This is a genomic window from Sorangium sp. So ce295 (genome assembly GCF_051527405.1).
Taxonomy (GTDB): Bacteria; Myxococcota_A; Polyangia; order Polyangiales; family Polyangiaceae; genus Sorangium; species Sorangium cellulosum_B.
This window is the reverse complement of the sequence record NZ_CP150324.1, coordinates 13,383,845-13,403,503: the sequence shown is the minus strand read 5'-3', so window position 1 is coordinate 13,403,503 and position 19,659 is coordinate 13,383,845. Positions and strand designations below refer to the sequence as shown.

Annotated in this window: 13 protein-coding genes; 10 read left to right on the top strand and 3 right to left on the bottom strand. The window is 70.8% G+C overall.

Annotated features, from left to right (window positions below; genetic code table 11):
• Positions 1–380 precede the first annotated feature (380 nt).
• Both WMF11_RS50660 and WMF11_RS50655 read left to right on the top strand, forming a co-directional pair.
• Positions 381–1,508 carry a serine/threonine-protein kinase gene (locus WMF11_RS50660; RefSeq protein ID WP_437975884.1) on the top strand — a complete coding sequence of 376 codons (1,128 nt, stop codon included), beginning with the start codon at positions 381–383 and terminating at the stop codon, positions 1,506–1,508.
• Positions 1,509–1,531: 23 nt separating this feature from the next.
• Complete coding sequence (locus WMF11_RS50655; RefSeq protein WP_437979415.1) at positions 1,532–2,518, top strand: NAD(P)H-quinone oxidoreductase; 987 nt, start codon at positions 1,532–1,534, stop codon at positions 2,516–2,518.
• A 15-nt stretch (positions 2,519–2,533) separates the two neighbouring features.
• Here the strand turns inward: WMF11_RS50655 and WMF11_RS50650 are convergent, their stop codons facing one another.
• Together WMF11_RS50650 and WMF11_RS50645 are read right to left on the bottom strand one after the other, a co-directional pair.
• Positions 2,534–3,085, bottom strand: a complete 552-nt coding sequence (locus tag WMF11_RS50650) for a DUF2452 domain-containing protein (protein WP_437548131.1) — start codon at positions 3,083–3,085, stop codon at positions 2,534–2,536.
• Positions 3,060–4,244, bottom strand: coding sequence for a hypothetical protein (locus WMF11_RS50645; RefSeq protein WP_437975883.1), 1,185 nt, complete (start codon positions 4,242–4,244; stop codon positions 3,060–3,062). Before WMF11_RS50645 ends, WMF11_RS50650 begins: the two co-directional genes overlap by 26 nt.
• A gap of 198 nt (positions 4,245–4,442) precedes the next feature.
• On the opposite strand from WMF11_RS50645, the gene murA reads away from it, so the two are divergent.
• The 5 genes from murA to sucD all read left to right on the top strand — a co-directional run bounded on the left by murA (position 4,443) and on the right by sucD (position 9,794).
• Complete coding sequence (gene murA, locus WMF11_RS50640) at positions 4,443–5,711, top strand: UDP-N-acetylglucosamine 1-carboxyvinyltransferase (protein WP_012241754.1); 1,269 nt, start codon at positions 4,443–4,445, stop codon at positions 5,709–5,711.
• Entirely contained in the window at positions 5,708–6,343 is a 636-nt protein-coding gene (gene hisG, locus WMF11_RS50635) for an ATP phosphoribosyltransferase (RefSeq protein ID WP_437548128.1), read from the top strand. The genes murA and hisG overlap by 4 nt, the downstream gene beginning before the upstream one ends.
• Positions 6,344–6,464: 121 nt before the next feature.
• The gene (locus WMF11_RS50630; protein ID WP_437975882.1) at positions 6,465–7,415 is read left to right on the top strand and encodes a hypothetical protein; all 951 of its coding nucleotides are present in this window, start codon (positions 6,465–6,467) and stop codon (positions 7,413–7,415) included.
• Positions 7,416–7,620: 205 nt separating this feature from the next.
• Positions 7,621–8,817 (top strand): ADP-forming succinate--CoA ligase subunit beta, encoded by a 1,197-nt coding sequence (gene sucC, locus WMF11_RS50625; protein ID WP_437975881.1) that lies wholly within the window; start codon positions 7,621–7,623, stop codon positions 8,815–8,817.
• 95 nt (positions 8,818–8,912) lie between these two features.
• Positions 8,913–9,794, top strand: a complete 882-nt coding sequence (sucD, locus tag WMF11_RS50620; protein ID WP_437548122.1) for a succinate--CoA ligase subunit alpha — start codon at positions 8,913–8,915, stop codon at positions 9,792–9,794.
• Between the two features lie 366 nt (positions 9,795–10,160).
• Here the strand turns inward: sucD and WMF11_RS50615 are convergent, their stop codons facing one another.
• Positions 10,161–11,201, bottom strand: a complete 1,041-nt coding sequence (locus WMF11_RS50615; RefSeq protein ID WP_437975880.1) for an oxidoreductase — start codon at positions 11,199–11,201, stop codon at positions 10,161–10,163.
• 518 nt (positions 11,202–11,719) lie between these two features.
• On the opposite strand from WMF11_RS50615, the gene WMF11_RS50610 reads away from it, so the two are divergent.
• From WMF11_RS50610 to WMF11_RS50600, 3 genes are all read left to right on the top strand, one after another.
• Positions 11,720–12,727 carry a hypothetical protein gene (locus WMF11_RS50610; protein WP_437975879.1) on the top strand — a complete coding sequence of 336 codons (1,008 nt, stop codon included), beginning with the start codon at positions 11,720–11,722 and terminating at the stop codon, positions 12,725–12,727.
• Entirely contained in the window at positions 12,630–14,090 is a 1,461-nt protein-coding gene (locus tag WMF11_RS50605) for an HTTM domain-containing protein (RefSeq protein ID WP_437975878.1), read from the top strand. The genes WMF11_RS50610 and WMF11_RS50605 overlap by 98 nt, the downstream gene beginning before the upstream one ends.
• Before the next feature lie 427 nt (positions 14,091–14,517).
• Complete coding sequence (locus WMF11_RS50600) at positions 14,518–19,644, top strand: AAA family ATPase (protein ID WP_437975877.1); 5,127 nt, start codon at positions 14,518–14,520, stop codon at positions 19,642–19,644.
• The last annotated feature ends 15 nt before the right edge of the window (positions 19,645–19,659 follow it).

Here is a 19,659-nt window from a genome sequence, read left to right as displayed (position 1 = left end):
CGGCTTACGTTTCGTCTCACGTTCCGGCTTACGTTTCGTCTCACGTTTCGTCTTACGTTCGGATGCAAATTCTGGTACCCGCCTCGCTGCGACACCTCTCGCGCTCGTCGGGTTGGCTTTCGGACCGGCTGCGGCACGCTTGAGCTCAGCCTACCGTAAGCCGCGAGCCGATCCAACCCAGCTGCTGAAGATGACATGGGTTGGCTACCCAACCACACGCTGTGGGCGTGCCCCCCCAGCCGGGACGCTCGCTCCCTGAACGAGCTTGCTGCATGGGCGGATGTACCCGTACTCTGACCGGGTCCCCGATGCCGCCGCAGCACTTCATCCGATGCCAGGCGTGCGGGTTGCCGCACCCGTCGGACACCGAGAGGTGCCCGGTGCACGGCACGGCGCTCACGCCGAGCGTCGCCCCGCCCTCCTCGACGCGGGTACCGCCGACGAGCAGGGGCGAGTCGGGGTGGCCGGTGGACGGGCCGCTGCCGCCCGATATCGATCCCGATCAGCCGCGGCCGACGAAGGAAGCGCCGCTCGTCGGCCGCCTGCTGCACGACCGCTACCGCATCCTCGGCGTCATCGCCAAGGGCGGGATGGGGATGGTCTACGACGCGATCCACATCGGCCTGCGGCGCCGGGTCGCGATCAAGACGCTCCGCGGCCAGTACGCTCAGAGCAAGACGGCCATCGCGCGCTTCCACAACGAGGCCGCCGTCGCCGGCCGCTTCGGCCACCCGAACATCGTCGAGGTCTACGATCTGGGCGTGCTCGACGACGGCACGCCCTACCTCGTGATGGAGCGCCTCGAGGGCGAGACCATCACCGAGCGGCTCGCGCGCGAGCGCCCCATGCCCATTCCCGTCGTGCTGGACGTGGCCGTCCAGGTGCTCAGCGCGCTCGTCGTCACGCACACCGAGGGCATCCTCCACCGCGATCTCAAGCCGGACAACATCTGTCTCGTCGGCGGCGACCGCGGCCCGCTCACGGTGAAGGTGCTCGATTTCGGCGTCGCCGAGGCGTTCAACACGGGGGCGGCGCCGTCGATCCTCGTCTCGATGGCCGCCGCGGGGAGCCACGCGATCGCCGGCACGCCCGCGTTCATGGCCCCGGAGCAGGCGCAGGGCGTCCGCGATCTCGACGCGCGCGCGGACCTCTACTCGGTGGGCATGCTGCTCTACGTGATGCTCACCGGGCAGCTGCCGTTCAAGGCGCCGACGGCCGCCGCCCTGCTCGCGGAGATCCAGCGCGTGAAGCCGATCCGCCCGCGCATGCTGCGGCCCGAGGTGCCCCACTCGCTCGACGTCGCGACGATGCGCGCGCTCGCGCTCGACCGCGAGGAGCGCTTCCCGAGCGCGGCCTCGATGATGGACGCCCTCGAGCAGGTGCAGATCGAGGCGGCGATCGGCGGCAACGCGCCGGCCGAGCCGGAGAAGGAGCCGGCCGATCCGGACTCCGAGAAGGTGGAATACTTCTACCGGAAGAGCGTGCTCCCGCCGCCGATGGAAGAATGAACGGCGTGAGCGGCACATTGAAGATGCGCGCCGTCGTCATCCGCGAGCCGGGCGGGCCGGAGGTCCTCGAGGTGCGCGAGGTCGACGCGCCCGAGGTGCCCGACGGGCACGTGCGCGTCGCCGTCCGCTACGCCGGGGTGAACCGCGCCGATCTGCTCCAGCGGCTGGGCTTTTACCCCGCGCCGCCCGGCGCCCCGCAGGACGTGCCGGGGCTCGAGTACTCCGGCGTGATCGAGGCCACGGGGAAGGGCGCGCGCCGCTTCGCGCCGGGGGATCGCGTCTTCGGCCTCCTCGCGGGCGGCGCCTACGCCGAGCGGGTCGTCGCGCACGAGCGCGAGGTCGCCCCGGTGCCGGACGGGCTCACGGACGAGGAGGCGGCGGCCGTCCCCGAGGCGTTCGTCACCGCCTACGACGCGCTCGTGACGCGCGCCCGGCTCGCGCCCGGCGAGCGCGCGCTGGTGCACGCGGTCGGCAGCGGCGTGGGCACGGCCGGCCTCCAGATCGCCCGCGCGCTCGGGTGCTTCGTCGTCGGGACGTCGCGCACGCAGGACAAGCTGGATCGCTGCCGCGAGCTCGGGCTGCACGCCGGGATCGCGGCGTCGGGCGCGACGTTCGCGGGCGAGGTGCTGAAGGCGACCGGAGGCGCGGGGGTCGACGTGGTCCTCGAGCTCGTCGGAGGCGCGTACGTCGGCGAGGACATCAAGGCGTGCGCGCCGAGGGCCCGGATCGCGCTCGTCGGGCTGACGGCCGGCGCGTCCACGGAGCTCGACCTGCGCGAGCTCCTGCGGAAGCGCATCGAGCTCTTCGGCACCGTGCTCCGCTCGCGTCCGCTCGAGGAGAAGATCGCGGCGGCGCAGGTGCTCGAGCGGAACATCTCCCCCTGGCTCGCGAGCCGCGCGGTGCGGCCGGTCGTCGACCGGGTCTTCCCGATCGGCGATGCCGCCGCGGCGCATATTTACGTCGCCAGCAACGCGTCGTTCGGGAAGGTGCTGCTCCAGCTCGGCGGGTGAGAGCGAGCGCGGCTGTCAGCTGCCGCGGCCGGTGAGCCGCGCGAGCGCGCCGGCCTCCGCGTCGTGCGCCTCGGCCTCGTCAGCCGGCGTCCACGACATGTCGACCTCGAGGCGGTACGAGCCCTCGAACGCGTGCGGCGGCGAGCCGCCCCACTCCTCCGGCGAGAGCATCGAGAGGTAAGGGACGCCGTCGCCGCGCCGGTACAGGTGGTAGACGTGGCCGGGCCGCTTCTTGAAGCTGCACGCCGCCCGGTGGAGCTCGCCGTCGCGCTGCGCCGCCTCGAGGACCCGCCGCGCCTCCTCCTGGAGCGACCGGATCTGCCGCGCGATCTGCGCGAGCTTGCCGCCGGTGACCGCGCCGAGCAGCGCGTCCGCCTGCTGGATCTCCCGCGCCACGTCGACGAGCTCGTGCGGCGCGGAGAGCCGGCTCAGGGGATAGGGCGAGGTGCGGGAGGGCCCCTCGTGGCGGCCGCCGCCGTGCTTCGTGTAGCCGTCGTCGCTCATGCGGTCCACGTCGTCATGGATCGTCCACGGCCCGGCGTCACGGGTCAGGGCACCCGTCTTCATCCGCGACGCCGTCCTCGTCTTCCTTCTGCGTGGGGCAGCGGTCCTCGTCGTCGAAGACGCCGTCTTCGTCGTTGTCCCCTTCGGGGCACCCGTCGTCGTCCTGGAAGCCGTCGCGGTCCTCCGCGAGCTCGCCGCACTGATCGACGTCGTCGGGAACGCCGTCCTCGTCGGCGTCGTGGACGCGCGGGGTCCAGGCCACCGAGAGGACGGCGCGCAGCGGCGTGGTGCCGACGCCGCCGGCCAGCGCCGTCTCGACGCCGGCCAGGAACGAGACGTCGCCCAGCGCGTAGCGCGCGGCGAGGCCGAGCTCGAGCGCGGCCGCCTCCTGGCCCGCGAACGGCGCGATCGGCGAGAGCGGGAGGTGCCCGTGCGCCTCCAGGAAGAACGTCGTGCGCCCTTCCGGGTCGATGCCCAGGATCTGCGGCCGGAACGAGAGGCCGAGGCCGAAGGGGAGCTCGTGGCCGAACACCGTGGGGCACGGATCGTCGCCCGCGGCGGAGACCGGGGTCGCCTGGCACCCGAAGCGGGCCTCGTCGGCGCGGAGCTTGACCCCCGCCGCGAGGTGCGCGCCGAAGGCGATCAGACGGTACTCGGCGAGGAGCCTGAGCTCGTTCGTGACGCCCCCCTCGCCCACGAACGACGCCTCGTCCCCCGTCGGCAGCGTGAAGCGCTCGTGCAGCGCGAGCGCGAGCCCGCCGAGATCGCCGCCGGTGGGCTGCACGAGCGTGAGCTTGCCGACGAGGCCGAGATCGCCGAGCGCCTGCGCCGGGAGCCACGTGTCGCCGAGCACCCGCGTGGCGTCGGACATGGGCGCGTCGCCGGTCTGGTGGAGGACCACGGGCAGCGTGAGCCCCACGAGCAAGCGCCGCGCGATGCCCACGCCGGCCGCGAAATCCGCGCTGACCTGGTGGCGGATGACGTCGAAGCGGACCTCGCCCGAGGCGGGATCGCGGAGCACGATGGGGCGGTAGGCGTACGACGCCCAGAGGCTCGCGCTCCACTCGCCCGTGTCCGGGGTCGCGGCGGGCTCGAGGTAGACGCCCGCCCCTGGGTCGATCGAGGCGCGGAACCCGCGGAGATCGGCCGACGGCTGCGCGGCCGCGAGCGGGGCCACAGACGCGGCGAGCAGCGAGGACAGGGCGATGGCGCTCGGTCGCATGGCCGGTGGAGACTAGACGAGCGCACGGGAAGCGCACGGGAAAGTGGGCCCCGTCGCGCTCGCGGCCGGCGCGCCGCGCGCGGTGCGCCGGCCGCGAGCGCGACGGCCGGCGCCGGGCGCGGGGCGAACCACGGCGCGCGGCGCGCGGCCGGCCCCCGAAACATCGCGTTCCGCCGCGGGTTGTGCGATAGCGGGGGCATGGACTCCATCCGGATCCGGGGCGGGAAGCCGCTCTCCGGCAAGATCCGCATCAGCGGCGCGAAGAACGCCGCGCTGCCGATCCTCTGCGCGACGCTGCTCTCCGACGGGGAGAGCTTGCTCCGCAACGTGCCCGCGCTGCGCGACATCGAGACGACCTCGGCGCTGCTCCGGTTCCTCGGGCGCAACGTCGAGACCGCGCCGCCGCTCGTGAAGGTCGGCGCCGGCGACAACGTGCGGCCCGAGGCGCCTTACGAGCTCGTCAAGCAGATGCGCGCGAGCGTCATGGTCCTCGGCCCGCTGCTCGCGCGCTTCGGCCGCGCCAAGGTGTCGCTCCCCGGCGGCTGCCAGATCGGGACGCGCCCGGTGGATCAGCACCTCAAGGGCCTCGAGGCGCTCGGCGCGACGATCCGGCTGTCGCGCGGCTACATCGTCGCGGAGTGCAAGCGGCTGCGCGGCGCGGAGGTCGTGTTCGATCTGCCGACGGTGACCGGCACCGAGAACCTGATGATGGCCGCGGCGCTCGCGAAGGGGCGGACCACGCTGGTCAACTGCGCGCGCGAGCCCGAGGTCGAGGAGCTCGGCCGGGTGCTCAACAAGATGGGCGCGCGCGTGAGCGGCGCCGGCACGGACGTCATCCACATCGAGGGCGCGGACGAGCTGGAGCCGTTCGACCACGCGATCATCTCCGATCGGATCGAGGCCGGCACGTACATGGTCGCGGCGGCCGCGGCCGGCGGCGACGTGCTGATCGAGAACGCGCCGCTCGAGGACCTCGAGGCGGTCGCGGCCAAGCTCCGCCAGGCGGGCGTCGAGGTGGGCCGCGAGGGCGACTGCGTGCGCGTCCGCCGCGAGGGGCGGCCGCTGCGCGCCGTCGACGTCACGACGGCGCCGCACCCGGGCTTCCCGACCGACATGCAGGCGCAGTTCATGGTCCTGATGTGCCTCGCGCAGGGCACGTCGCGCATCGTCGAGACCATCTTCGAGAACCGCTTCATGCACGTCCCCGAGCTCGCGCGGATGGGGGCGCACATCGACGTGGACGGCCACACGGCGCACGTGCACGGCGGCGCGCCGCTGTCGGGCGCGACCGTGATGGCCACCGATCTGCGCGCGAGCGCGTCGCTCGTCATCGCCGGGCTCGTGGCGACCGAGGGCGAGACCGAGGTGCTGCGCGTCTACCACCTGGATCGCGGCTACGAGTTCATGGAGCGCAAGCTCGCGCAGCTCGGCGCCGACACGGCGCGCGTCGAGGGGCGGGACGGATGACGAAGCCCCTCACCATCGCCGTCCCCAAGGGGCGGATCCTGAAGGACCTCATCCCGCTCGTGCGGCGCGCCGGCCTCGACAGCACGCCCCTCGAGGAGAACGATCGCCGCCTGGTCCGGCCGACGGCGGACGGCGCGTTCCGGTACGTGTTCCTGAAGCCGGACGACGTCCCGACCTACGTCGAGTACGGCGCCGCCGATCTCGGGGTCTCCGGCCGTGACACGCTCCTCGAGCGCCGCCACGATCTCTACACGCCGCTCGATCTCGGCATCGGCCGCTGCCGCCTCGTCGTGGCCGGGCCGGAGGACACGCCGGTGCCCGATCTGCCGCGCGTCGCCACGAAGTACCCGCGGATCGCCGGGGATCACTTCGCGAGCAAGGGCGTGGTGGCCGAGATCATCCCCGTCCACGGCTCGGTGGAGCTCGCGCCGCTCGTCGGGCTCTCCCACCTGATCGTCGATATCGTCGAGACGGGCTCGACGCTGCGCGAGAACCGCCTCGAGGTGCTCGAGACGGTCACCGAGGTGAGCACCCAGCTCATCGCGAACCGCGCGTCCTACAAGCTGCGGAGCGACGTCATCCGCCCGCTGGTCGAGCGCCTGCGGGCCGCGACGGCCGGCGCGGGGCGGTGATCGCCGTGGGGGCGCTCATCGCCGCTCGCTGATCGAGGACAGCCGCCGTCCGGAGACCCAGAGAGAGGAGGCCCAGCTGCTATCGCATCTCGCCGCGCTCCCGGCCGACATCGACACCTGGGTGGGAGGGGGGACCAGCGTCGTCGCGGGCGTGCACCGCGAGCAGCCCGCGGCCCTTCGCTTCGACGCGCTCGCGCAGGCCGAGGTCGGGCTCCGGCTCGCGAGCGGCTCGCTGTACTTCCGGCTCGATCTCGACGTGCAGGCCACCACGGCGCCGCTCGGGCTGCCGGCGTTCGGGCTGCCGGCGTTCGTCTACCCCACGTGGTCCTTGCTGACGCCGGGGATCAAGATCGGCCCGCCCGAGTGGGCGATGCTCCAGATTGGCCGCGAGGATCACCACCTCCGGCTGGGCATCATCACGCACCCGATTGGCATCGAGGACTGGGACGGCTGGATCAACTATTTCCCGACGACCTCGACCATGATCAGCACCGTCCCGGGCCGGATGCTCGGCGTGGAGCCCGGGCTCGTCCTCGGCGAGGGATACGAGATCAACCTCTTCGGCGGCTTCGATCTCGACGTCGACGCGCCGACGTTCGGCGCCGGTCTCACCACGATGCAGCCGCTCTGGTCGACCTGGTCGGGCGTCGCGCTGTATCCGTCGATCGATTTCTACTCGGCGGTCGTCGCCCTGGAGCTCTACCCGGCCGAGGCGCTGTCCGTGTCGATCGACGGCAGCGTCGGGCTGGTCGGCGCGGCGGACGAGGCGGGAACGATCGCGCTGAATCCATGGGTGGGAGGCGAGATCATCGCCAATGTCCTCCCGAAGGTGGCAATCCATCCGGTCTTTCGAGTCCAGGCTCTCCACGAATCGGAAGGCGCCCTCTCTGCCTATCTGTTCGCGCCTCAGCCGAGCCTCTCCGCGAGCGCCGGGCTCACCTACTCGCCGTTCGATGAGCTCAAGCTCAGCCTCGAGGGCAAGGTCTCCAGGGTCGAGGACGACATCCTGCCCGGCGTGTTCGCCCTCGTGGCGCTCCGCCGGCCTGAGCCGCCGCCCTACGCCGCCAAGTGAGGCGACGGAAGCGGCGCCGCGCTGCCGCACTTTTCCATGGAGGGGTGAGCCGGCGCGAAACACTCGAAACGTAACGTGCCGGAGCGTAACAAAACGTAACACGTAACTCACACGCGCCCGCGCGGGCGCGTACACGGACGTCCGTCGACCCTGTTTTTCGAGTCTCGCGCGGGCGCGGCCTTGTGATAGGGTGGCGGCCCCTCTCATGAAAATCCACGAGTATCAAGGCAAGCAGCTCTTCGCTCGCTACGGAGTGCCGGTACCGAAAGGGGAGCCCGCTTTCCAGGCGAGTGAGGTGGCGCCGATCGCCGATCGGCTGATCGCCCAGACAGGCAACCCGGTCGTCGTCGTGAAGGCGCAGATCCACGCGGGCGGCCGCGGCAAGGGCGGCGGCGTCAAGGTCGCGAAGGGTGGCAGCGCGGAGGCGACCGCGCTCGCCGAGAAGATCCTCGGCATGCAGCTCGTCACCAATCAGACGGGCCCCGAGGGGCAGAAGGTCCGGCGGCTCTACATCGAGCAGGGCCTCGACATCGCGCGCGAGCTCTACTTCGCGATGCTCGTCGATCGCGAGCGCCGCCGCGTCGCGGTGATCGCCTCGACCGAGGGCGGCATGGACATCGAGGAGGTGGCCCACAGCACGCCGGAGAAGATCTACAAGCTCTTCATCGATCCGGTGCTCGGCCTCGCTCCGTACCAGGGGCGGCAGCTCGCGATCGCGCTCGGGCTCACCGCGAAGGAGACGCAGCGCCAGTTCCTGAAGCTCGTGGCCTCGCTCTATGCGTGCTTCACCGCGGAGGACTGCTCGCTGCTCGAGATCAACCCGCTCGTCGTGACCGGCGCCGGCGACGTCTTCGCGCTCGACGCGAAGGTGAGCTTCGACGACAACGCCGAGTTCCGGCACGCCGACTGGAACGGGATGCGCGACGTCGACGAGGAGGATCCGGTCGAGCTGCAGGCGAAGCGGGCCGGGCTGTCCTACGTGTCGCTCGACGGCGACATCGGCTGCCTCGTGAACGGCGCCGGGCTCGCGATGGCGACGATGGATATCATCCTCCATTACGGCGGAAAGCCGGCGAACTTCCTGGACGTCGGCGGCGGCGCCTCGCAGGAGCAGGTGAAGACCGCGTTCCAGATCATCCTCCGGAGCGAGCGGGTCCGCGGCATCTTCGTGAACATCTTCGGCGGCATCATGCGCTGCGACGTCGTCGCGGCCGGGGTCATCGCCGCGGCGAAGGAGCTCGGGCTCAAGGTGCCTCTCGTGGTGCGCCTCGAGGGGACGAACGTCGAGGCCGGCCGCAAGCTGCTCGACGAGAGCGGCCTGACCATCCAGTCGGCGAGCTCCATGGCCGACGGCGCGCAGAAGATCGTGGCCGCCACGCGCGGCGGCAAGGCCGGCGCCTAGGGCGCCCGCGTGCACCGAGCCTCGAACCCAGTTGAGCAGCGAGCCAGCGGCGGTGGCCGAGCTCCTGTCCACGTTGAAGGTAGAGTAATCAAGCGATGAGCATCCTCGTCAACAAGGACACGCGGGTCGTCTTCCAGGGCATCACGGGCGCCTACGGGTCGCAGCACGCCCGCGCCTGCATCGAGTACGGGACGAAGGTCGTCGCCGGCGTGACGCCGGGCCGCGGCGGCCAGCGATTCGAAGACAAGGTGCCGATCTTCGACACGGTCGAGCAGGCCGTGCGCAACGAGGGCGCCGATGTCTCGTGCATCTTCGTGCCGCCCGTCGGCGCGGCGGACGCGATCACCGAGGCCATCGATGCGGGCTGCAAGCTCGTCATCTGCATCACCGACGGCGTGCCGGTGCTCGACATGATCCGCGTCCGTCGCTTCCTCGAGGGGAAGCCGGCGCGGCTCATCGGGCCGAACTGTCCCGGCGTGATCACCCCGGGAGAGTGCAAGATCGGGATCATGCCGGGCCACATCCACAAGAAGGGCCACATCGGCGTCCTCTCCCGCTCGGGCACGCTGACCTACGAGGCGGTCGGCCAGCTGAGCGCCCTCGGCATCGGGCAGTCGAGCTGCGTGGGCATCGGCGGCGATCCGGTCGGCGGCATGGACTTCATCGACGTGCTCGAGCTCTTCAACCAGGATCCCGACACCCACGGCGTGGTGCTGATCGGCGAGATCGGTGGGACGGCCGAGCAGCGCGCGGCGGCGTGGATCAAGAAGAACATGAAGAAGCCGGTGGCAGCGTTCATCGCCGGCCGCGCGGCGCCTCCGGGCAAGCGCATGGGCCACGCTGGCGCGATCATCGCGGGCGGCGAGGGCACGGCGGCCGAGAAGATCGCGGCGCTCGAGGCGGCGGGGGCCAAGGTGGCCGCCACGCCGGCCGAGATGGGCATCGCGATGCAGGCCGCGATGGCGGCGGCGCGCTGATCTGATTGCCCGGCCCTGCCCGGCCCGTGGCGAGGGTGCTCGTCGGGCGGGGTGGGGGCCCCGCCGAACTCGCCCGAGACATCTCTCCTCCAGCTTCGCCGGAGGAGAGATGCCTCGGGCTCAGACATCGGCCCATCCCCCACCCCGCCCAACGAGCACCCTCGCCACGGGCCTACCGCTGTCCCTTTTTAATCCATCTCGGACAGCGGCCCATCCCCCGGGACTACTGCTGTCGTTGTTGACGCATGTCGGGTATCGGCTCATCCGCCCGACAAGCATCCTCGCTACCGGACGCCGGAGTTCGCGTGAAGATGCGCTCTTCAACCGCTTCTCAATACAAGCGGCGGTTTTCCTGCGCAGCGTCGATCACGCCCCCAGCGATATCGTCCGCCGCTCTGCGGCGCTCTTCATCGCGGCCTCGATGACGCGGATCACGTCGCGCGCCTCCTCGGCGCGCACCGGCGGCGGGGCGCCGTCGAGGATCGCCGCCGCGATGCCCTCGTAATAGGCCTCGTAGGCGCCGGGCAGGCTCTCGATGACGCGGCGCTCGCCGCTCGCCGTGACGAGCGTGCCGAACCAGCGCGGGTCCTCCCGCCCCCACTCCGGCACGCCCGGGCGCGCGCCCGCCTTGAGGGCGTCCTCCTGGCCGTCGATCCCGTACTTGAGGAAGCTCCCGCCGTCGCCATGGACCGCGAAGCGCGGCCCCGGCTCGGGCACCAGCGTCGAGGAGCGGACGATCACCCGGCGCTTGCCGTAGTCGAGCGTCAGGTGGAAATAGTCCACCGTTCGCGCCCCGGATCGCTGCGCGAGGACGTCGGCGGTCACCGCGCGCGGCAGGCCGAAGAGCACGAGCGCCTGGTCGATCAGGTGCGCGCCCAGGTCGTACAGGATCCCCGATCCCGGCGCCTCCTGCTCTCGCCAACCCTGCTTGATGGCGGGGCGGAAGCGATCGAAGTGCGCCTCGTACGAGGCCACCTCGCCGAGCAGACCCTGCTCGATGCAGCTGCGCACGGTGCGGAAGTCCGCGTCCCAGCGGCGGTTCTGGAAGACCGAGAGGAGCCGGCCCCGGCGCTCGGCCAGCGCGATGAGCTCGTCCGCCTCGGCGCTCGTGATCGTGAACGGCTTGTCGACGACGACGTGCTTGCCCGCCTCGAGCGCGGCGCGCGCGAGCGGGAAGTGGGTCTCGTTGGGCGAGGCGATGACCACGAGGTCGATCCCCGGCTCGGCGATCAACACCTCGGGCGTCGGATGCACGGCGACGCCCGAGTGGTCGGCCATGACCTGGCCCTCCCGGCGGGTCGCAATGGCGGCGAGGCGCAGGCGTGGGACGGACCGGATCAGCGGGGCGTGGAAAACGGCACCGGCAAGGCCGTAGCCGACGAGGCCGACATAGACGCGCTGGGACATGGCAGAACAGGCTCGTCCGGGACGCTAGCCCGAAGAGGCGCTGGGGGGAAGCCCAGGCGCGAAGACGCCGAGGAGCCTCCAGAAGCGCGTGACGGCGGCTGGCGAACCGCCACAGGCATCCGCAACACCACGCACGCTCGCGCCTGGCGTGACGGCGGCTGGCGAACCGCCACAGGCATCCGCAACACCACGCACGCTCGCGCCTTGTGAGCCGCCACAGGCATCCGGCACGCCGCGATTGCGCCTGGCGAGCTGCCACAGGCACCCGCCGCGTTCTCCATCGCGCTCGGCGATATGCCCAGAGCATCCACATCGCTCGTCATCCCACGAGGCACTCCGCACAGGGCTTCTTCGAAGCCTACGAGCTCACGCCGGAGGCACGCGCGAGCGACGATCACGGGCAAAGTGGTCACCGCTGATCCAATGTCGTCGCCCATGACCCCCTTCGCCGCAACGCGAGGCGGTTCGTGCAGACGCGGCGGGGCGGTTGCGATACCCTCCTGCGCTTGGAGGCTTTGATGCAAGCCAAGAGCATCCTTTCCGTGGTGGCCCTGACCACCTTGATCGCCGGCAGCCCCCTCGCGGCAGGGTGCAAGACCACCGCCGAGGCCAGCGTGACCGAGGAGTCGGTCCAGGCGGTCCCCGTGGCCATCGAAGATCCGTTGACCGAGGAGCACGACGGCGGCTCGGTCGGGTGGGATTTCGCGCCCGATGGCGCCGTGAAGGCGATCGTGAAGGCGCCTGACGGCAAGCCCATCGACAAGGACGTGAGCGGCACGCTCAGCTGGAAAGGGCCGAACGGCGACGCGCAGGCCCCGCTCGCGCTCGACGCGAAGACAGGGCTCCTCGTCGCGACCGGGCCCAAGCTCGAGGCCGATCTCACCGAGGTGAAGTACAACATCAACGTCTCCGGGAAGCCGTGGAATGGCACGCTCCACGTGCCCTCAGGGGGCACGAAGGTCATCGTCGAGGGCGCGAGAAAGGCCGAGAAGAGGCCCATCCCCCCCGGCAAGACGGGCCCGAACGGCGGGGTGATCCAGGTGGTCGGCGACGACACGATCGAGGTCGTCGCGGACAAGGCCTCCGGCCAGGTCAGGGTCTACGTCCTCGACGCGGACCTGAAGCCGGTCCCCGTCGGCGACCGCAAGATCAAGCTCGGCTTCGTGGGACAGGGCTCCGAGCTCGTCGTGCTCACCCCCGGCCCGGGCGGCCTCTACTGCGTCGGCAAGGTCGCGGCGAAGGTCAACCCGGTGAAGCTCACCGTCGTCGTGGCGCATCCGACGCACGCCGACGTGGTGCTCGTCGGCTATCGCCCCGGCGTGCACGTCATCGTCGGCCCGAGCGCGCCGGCCGTGAACGTCGTGGTGGCGACGGCGTGGAACGTGGATGTGAGGGTCAAGACGGCTCCAGGCGTGGTGGTGGTCCACGATGACGACGACGACGATGACGACGGCCGACCGGTCCACATCCACGTTCACGGCAAGCACAAGCACAAGCACAAGCACCACCCCCACCACCGCCACTAGGAGCCCCCTCGCGCGGCGCTGGGCGGCCTACCTCACCGCCGAGGTCGACGCCGCCTCGCTCGCCGTCTTCCGCGCGGGCTATGGCGCCCTGATCGCATGGGAGGTCGTCCGGTACGCCCTCCACGATCGGATCTACCGCTATTACATCGAGCCCGACTTCTTCTTCAGCTTCGTCCCCTTCGTCCGCCCGTGGGGCGGGACGGGGATGTACTGGCACTTCGGCGCCCTCTTCGTCCTCGCGCTGCTCTGCGCCGTCGGGCTCTTCTACCGGGTGAGCGCCGCGCTCCTCTGCGCCGCGCTCACCTATGTCTTCCTCCTCGACAAGGCACAATACCTCAACCACCTCTATCTCCTCTGCCTCCTCGGGCTGCTGCTCGCCGCCGCCCCGGCGCACCGCGCGCTCTCGCTGGATCGCCTCCGCGCGCGGCGCGCCTCGCCCGCAGGGGCGGCGCCCGACGCGCCGGCGGAGACCGTGCCGCGCTTCTATCTCTTCGCCCTGAAGGCCCAGATCGCCATCGTCTACTTCTACGGCGGCGTCGCGAAGCTGAACGGCGACTGGCTCCGGGGGCAGCCGCTCACCATGTGGCTCGCCGCGCACGGCGACGCGCCCGTCGTCGGGCCGCTCCTTGCCTCGCCGACAGCGGGGCTCGCGCTCTCGTATGCGGGGCTCTTCATCGACCTCTCGATGGGCTTCCTGCTCTTCTCCCGGCGCACCTTCCCCTTCGGCGCGGCGCTCGCCGTGGCGTTCAACCTCTCCAACGCCCTCCTGTTCAAGATTGGTATCTTCCCCTACGCGATGATCGCGTCGCTCGCGCTGTTCGGCGATCCCTCGTGGCCGAGGCGGCGGCTGCCCTTCCTGTTCAAGGGCGCGGACGCCCCCGGCGACGTCGCCCGCGCCCCCTCGCCCGCCGCGTCGCGCCGGAGCGCGCTGCCGCTCGCGCTGCTCCACGGATATCTCCTGTTCCACCTCGTGGTGCCGCTCCGCCACTGGGTCTACCCGGGCGACGTCGCCTGGAACGAGGCCGGACACCGCTTCTCGTGGCGCATGAAGCTGCGCGACAAGAACGTGAGCGAGCTCGGGATTCACGTGCTGGATCCGAGGACCGGCGTGCGCGAGCCGCTCGACGTCGAGGCGTGGCTCACGGACCGCCAGCTCGGGGAGATGTGCGCGCGGCCCGACATGCTCGTCGATTTCGCGCACCACGTGGCCGATCGCTTGCAAAAGGACTCCGGGGTGCGGCCTATCGTCACGGCCAAGGTCGTCGCGTCGCTGAACGGAGGTCCCCTCCGCGACCTCGTCGATCCGACGCTCGATCTCGCGTCGCAGCCGCGCGGCCTCCTCGCGGTCGTGCAACCCCCCTAGAACATCGATCAGGTTGAAAGCCCGAGAGAATCCACATGAAGGCGGGAAGGCAGGAAGACAAATCCACGAAACCTTCCTAGCTTCCCGCCTTCATGTTAAAATTTCTGGCTATGTCGCGGGCATTCAACCCGTTTGTCGCTCTAGCTCCGCGTCGCCAGACGGGTCCTGGCTTGCGCGCACACCGTAGGCCCGAAAATGCCTCACCCGCGCCCAGGAACGAACCTGGGCGCTTCGCGTCGAGTACTCCGCATCACACACAACGACAAGCAACGCGACGTTGCAGCGTGACACAGCACACGTCGAGCCCCCTTCTTTGCACTCCCTGGGTGAATCTGCAGAAGACCGCCCTATACTGGTCCTCCCCGGACGTAATCGTCCGCGCGGTACGTGTGGACGAGGCGATCACGAGGCGGAGCGCAAGCACGTCATGACCACCACAACACCGTTCGATCTGCCAGGACACGTCGTCGAGCAGCTGATCCATGAGGGCGGCAAGACCCACGTTTACCGCGGCCGCCGCGCCGCGGATCAGCGGCCGGTCGTCATCAAGACGCTGAAGGGGGAGCACCCGAGCGTCCGCGATCTCGCCCTGTTGCGGCACGAGTTCAGCCTCCTGCGCGATCTGGATCACGATTCCGTGGTGAGGGTGTGCTCGCTCGAGAGGACGCGCGGCGGCCTCGCCCTCGTCACGGAGGCGGTCGAGGGCACGACCCTGAGGGCGATCCTCGACGATCGCCGGCTGGATCTCCGCGCGGCGCTGGCGCTCTCGGCGGCCATCGCCGACGCCATCGGCGCGGTGCACCGCTGTCACGTCACGCACAAGGACATCAATCCCAGCAACATCATCGTCAGCTCGGACCTGCGCCGCGCCACGCTCATCGACTTCGGCGCCTCGTCGCGGCTCAAGCAGGAGTTTCAACAGTCGACCTCGGCGTCCACCCTGCAAGGCACGCTCGCGTACATGTCGCCCGAGCAGACCGGGCGCATGAACAGGGGCATCGATTACCGCGCCGACCTCTACTCGTTCGGTGTCACGCTGTATGAAATGCTGACCGGAGCCCTGCCGTTCCCGGACGGCGATCCGCTGGACGTCCTCTACAGCCACATCGCGCGGCAGCCCGCCCCGCCGCACGAGCTCCGCGGAGATGTCCCCCGGCCGGTCTCCGAGATCGTCATGAAGCTCCTCGCCAAGGCGCCCGAGGACCGCTACCAGAGCGCGTACGGCGTCAGGGCAGACCTCGCGGAGTGCCTGCGCTCCCTCGAGCAGACAGGCCGGGTCCACCCCTTCCCCGTCGGTCAGCGCGATCGCAGCCACGAGCTGCGCGTCCCGCAGAAGATCTACGGCCGGGACGCGGAGCGGGACCGGCTCCTGGCCGCCTTCGAGCGGGCCCGCGCGGGCGCCGCGGAGCTCGTGCTCGTCTCCGGCTACTCCGGCGTCGGCAAGAGCGCGCTGGTCCACGAGACCTACAAGGCCATCGCCAGGGTCGGCGGCCACTTCGCGCACGGCAAGTTCGATCAGCTGAACCGCGGCGTGCCCTGCGCCTCGGTCGTCCAGGCGTTCAAAGGGCTCGTGCAGCAGCTCCTCTCCGAGCGGACAGACGCGCTGGCCCACTGGAGAGCGGAGCTCGGCGCGGCGCTCGGCCCGAACGCCGGGCTCCTCGTCGACCTCATCCCCGAGCTCGCGCTCATCGTCGGCGAGGCGCCCGCGGTCGCGGCGCTCGGCCCCTCCGAGTCGCAGAACCGCTTCGACATGGTGTTCCGGAGCTTCCTTGGCGTGTTCGCCGCTCCGTCGCACCCGCTCGTCCTGTTCCTCGACGACCTCCAGTGGGCGGACCCGGCGTCGCTCAGGCTGCTGCGGCTCCTGCTCACCGACGCCGACACACGCCATCTCCTGGTCGTCGGGGCCTACCGCGACAACGAGGTGAGCCCGGCGCACCCGCTCGTCATCACCCTCGACGCGGTCCGCGCCGCGAGCGCGGCGGTGACCGACATCCCCCTCGCCCCGCTCTCGCAGGAGGACGTGACGGCGCTCGCCTCGGACGCCCTCGGCCGCGCGGCGCAGGACGTCGCCCAGCTCTCCGAGCTCATCCACGACAAGACGCTGGGCAACCCGTTCTTCATCGGGCAGTTCCTGCGCATGCTGGGCGACGACGGGCTCCTCCTTTGCGACCCGGAGACCGGCAGATGGACATGGGATCTCGCAGCCATCGAGTCGCGGGCCGTGACGGACAACGTCGTCGACTTCATGATCGCCAAGCTGCAGAGGCTCGCGCCGCCCACCCAGCGCGCCCTGACGCTCGCCGCGTGCATCGGGCACCGGTTCGATCTGCGCACGCTCGCGATGATCTCCGAGCTGCCGGCCGCGCAGGCGGCGCAGGATTTATGGGCGGCCATGCAGGAAGGGGTCTTGCTCCCCATCGACGCCGACTACCGGCTCGTGCACCCGGAAGACCCCTCCCACGGCGAGCCGGCGACCGACGCGTCGCTCGCCGTCTCCTACCAGTTCTTGCACGATCGCGTCCAGCAGGCGGCCTATGCCCTCATCGCGGACGAGCACCGATGCGCCGCCCACCTGCGCGTCGGCCGCCTGATGCTGGCCAGCCAGCGCGGCGAGCCGCAGGAAGAGCAGCTGTTCGACACGGTAAACCATCTTAACTATGGTGCCGTCCTGATCGCCGATCCCGGCGAGCGCGATCTGCTGGCGCGCCTGAACCTGCGCGCCGGGAGGAAGGCCAAGGGCTCGACCGCGTACGGGGCCGCGGCGGAGTACTTCAGCGCCGGGCGGAGCGCGCTCGGAGACGACGGCGCCTCGGGGGATCACGCGCTGCGCTGGGCGCTCACGCTGGAGGCGGCCGAGTGCGAGTACCTGTGCGGCCGCTTCGCCGAGGCAGAGGCGCTGTTCCAGCGGCTCCTCGAGGTGGCGGCGTCGAACCTCGATCGGGCGCGGGTCCAGAGCCTGCGGATGAAGCTCTATCAGGTCGCCGGCCGCTACGACGAGGGCGTCACCGTCGGACAGGAGGCGCTGCGCCTGTTCGGCGTCGAGATCCCGGGGGCGAGCGAGGAGATCGGCGCCGCCGTCTCCGCCGAGGTCGCGCAGATCCCGGAGAGCATGGCGGGCAGGAGCATCGAGGACATCCTGCACGCGCCGCTGCTCGCCGACGAGCAGATCCGCGCGGTCATCAACCTGCTCGCCGACTGCGCTCCCTGCGCGTACATCGGGCGGCCGGGCGTGTTCCCGCTCATCGCGCTGAAGATGCTGAACCTGTCGCTGCGGCACGGCAACACCGAGGCGTCGTGCTTCGCCTACAGCGTTTACGGGCTCATGCTGGTCGCGGCGTTCGGCGATATCCCGTCGGGGTTCCGCTTCTCGGAGATGTCGATCCGGCTGAACGAGAAGCTCGGGGACGTCTCGCTGCGGGGGACGCTGCTGCACCTCCACGGCGATCACATCAACTTCTGGGTCCAGCACATCCGGAACGATCTCCCCATCCTGGAGCGGGCGTTCCTCGCGTGCATCGAGGCCGGCGACCTGGTGTACGCGAGCTACCTGGCCTTCGAGACCGTCTGGCAGGTCTACGAGAAGGGCGATCCGCTGGCGGAGGTCGACCGCGTCGCCGAGCGCTTCGCGTCGTTCGCGCGCAAGACAGGCAATCACGCCGTCCTCGAGACGATCCGGCTGGAGCAGCAGTTCCTGCGCAGCCTGAAGGGGCTCACGGCGGCCGACGCCTCGCCGAGCGAGGAGGGCTCTGCCGAATTCTCGGAAGAAGCGTGCCTGGCCGCGCTCACCCGGGCGAGCTTCGGGTGCGGTATCGCCTTTTACCACATCATCCGGCTCATCCTCCTCTATTCCCATGGTCGCCCCGAGGAGGCGCTCGCCGCGGCGGAGGCGGCGCGCCCGGTGCTCGGGGCCGTCATGGCGATGCCGATCGAGGCGACCTACCACTTCTATCTCGCGCTCACGCTGGTCGCGCTCGGCGAGCGCGACGCGCGCGAGCGCGAGCGGCACGCCGGGGCGCTCTCCGCGTCGCTCGAGAAGCTCGAGCTCTGGGCCCGCCATTGCCCCGACAACTTCCGCGTGAAGCACGTCCTGGTCCTGGCCGAGGCGGCGCGCGCCGCCGGCCGCGACGTCGAGGCGATGGGGCTCTACGACGACGCCATCGACGCCGCCCGTCAGAGCGAGTTCGTGCAGTACGAGGCGCTCGCGTCGGAGCTGGCCGGCCTGTACTACGCTCGCAAGGGCCGGCGGCGCATCGCCACTCTCTATCTGGACGCGGCGATGCACGCCTACCGGCAGTGGGGGGCAGAGCGAAAGGCCACGGAGCTCGTCCGGCAGCACGGGCTCGACCCGCTCCCCATCGCTCGAGGGCCCGCGGCGGAGCACGAGAAGGCCGCGGCGAGATCGAGCTCCATGTCGGTGAGCCACCCGCTCCTCCACAAGCTCGCCGACGTCGCGGCGGTGCTGCAGACGACGCACGCGATCTCCAGCGAGCTCGTGCTCGGGAAGGCGCTCGACCGCGTGATGCGCGCCGTCCTCGCGAGCGCCGGCGGACAGCGCGGCTTCCTGGTGCTCGCGCGCGAAGAGCGGTTGTTCATCGAGGCATCCGTCACCATCGATCCTGCGTCGATCGAGGTGGAGCTCCGGCGTCCGCTGGAGGAGTCCTCGGCCCTGCCGGTCAGCGTGGTCCACTACGTGGCGCGGACGCGAGAGCTGCTCATCCTGGACGACGCCGCGGCGAGCCCTCGCTTTGCCGCGGATCCCTACCTCGCCGCGCACCGGCCAAAGTCGGTGATGGGCCTCCCGCTCGTCCACCAGAACCGGCTCACGGGCGTGCTGTACGTGGAGAACACGCTCGCGAGCGGCGCCTTCACCCCGGAGCAGACCGAGCTGCTCCGCCTCCTGGGCGCGCAGGTCGCGGCGGCGCTCGAGAACGCGCTGCTCTACGGGCGGCTGCAGGAGGTGTCCGACAGGCACCGCGCCATGAACGATCGGCTCGAGAGCGAGGTGCAGCGGCGCACCGAGGAGCTGTTCTCGGTCAACGAGCGCCTTTCACAGAAGGCAGAGGAGCTGAACCGGGCCAACGAGCTGCTGCTCGAGGAGCTCCGCGAGCGCGAGCGCGCCGAGCAGGCCCGGGCAGCGCTCCAGGAGGAGATCATCGGGGTGCAGCGGCTGCGCCTCTCGGAGATGGCGACGCCCATCATCCCGATCACCGATCGCGTCCTGGTCATGCCGCTCATCGGGACGATGGACGCAGCGCGCGCCGCGCAGGTGCTGGAGGCGACCCTCGCCGGGGTGGAGCGCCACAACCCGTCCATCGTGATCATCGACATCACCGGCCTGAAGCACGTCGACGCCGGGGTCGCCGACTCGCTGATCCGCACCGCCTCGGCGCTGCGGCTGCTCGGCGCGCAGGCGATCTTGACCGGGATGCAGCCGGAGGTCGCCCGTGCGCTCACGCAGGGCGGGATCGACCTCCGAGGCCTCATCACGCGCTCGACGCTCCAGAGCGCTATCACCCACGCGATCACGCCCTCCCCTGCCGCGCGGCCCCGCTGAGCGCGCGGCGCGCTC

Bases quoted from the DNA above. Each gene is read 5' to 3' on its own strand.
- sucD (WP_437548122.1), top strand. From the start codon at position 8,913: ATGAGCATCCTCGTCAACAAGGACACGCGGGTCGTCTTCCAGGGCATC.
- WMF11_RS50605 (WP_437975878.1), top strand. From the start codon at position 12,630: ATGACGACGACGACGATGACGACGGCCGACCGGTCCACATCCACGTTC.
- WMF11_RS50655 (WP_437979415.1), top strand. From the start codon at position 1,532: ATGCGCGCCGTCGTCATCCGCGAGCCGGGCGGGCCGGAGGTCCTCGAG.
- hisG (WP_437548128.1), top strand. From the start codon at position 5,708: ATGACGAAGCCCCTCACCATCGCCGTCCCCAAGGGGCGGATCCTGAAG.
- WMF11_RS50615 (WP_437975880.1), bottom strand. From the start codon at position 11,201: ATGTCCCAGCGCGTCTATGTCGGCCTCGTCGGCTACGGCCTTGCCGGT.
- WMF11_RS50600 (WP_437975877.1), top strand. From the start codon at position 14,518: ATGACCACCACAACACCGTTCGATCTGCCAGGACACGTCGTCGAGCAG.
- WMF11_RS50610 (WP_437975879.1), top strand. From the start codon at position 11,720: ATGCAAGCCAAGAGCATCCTTTCCGTGGTGGCCCTGACCACCTTGATC.
- WMF11_RS50645 (WP_437975883.1), bottom strand. From the start codon at position 4,244: ATGCGACCGAGCGCCATCGCCCTGTCCTCGCTGCTCGCCGCGTCTGTG.
- WMF11_RS50650 (WP_437548131.1), bottom strand. From the start codon at position 3,085: ATGAAGACGGGTGCCCTGACCCGTGACGCCGGGCCGTGGACGATCCAT.
- murA (WP_012241754.1), top strand. From the start codon at position 4,443: ATGGACTCCATCCGGATCCGGGGCGGGAAGCCGCTCTCCGGCAAGATC.
- sucC (WP_437975881.1), top strand. From the start codon at position 7,621: ATGAAAATCCACGAGTATCAAGGCAAGCAGCTCTTCGCTCGCTACGGA.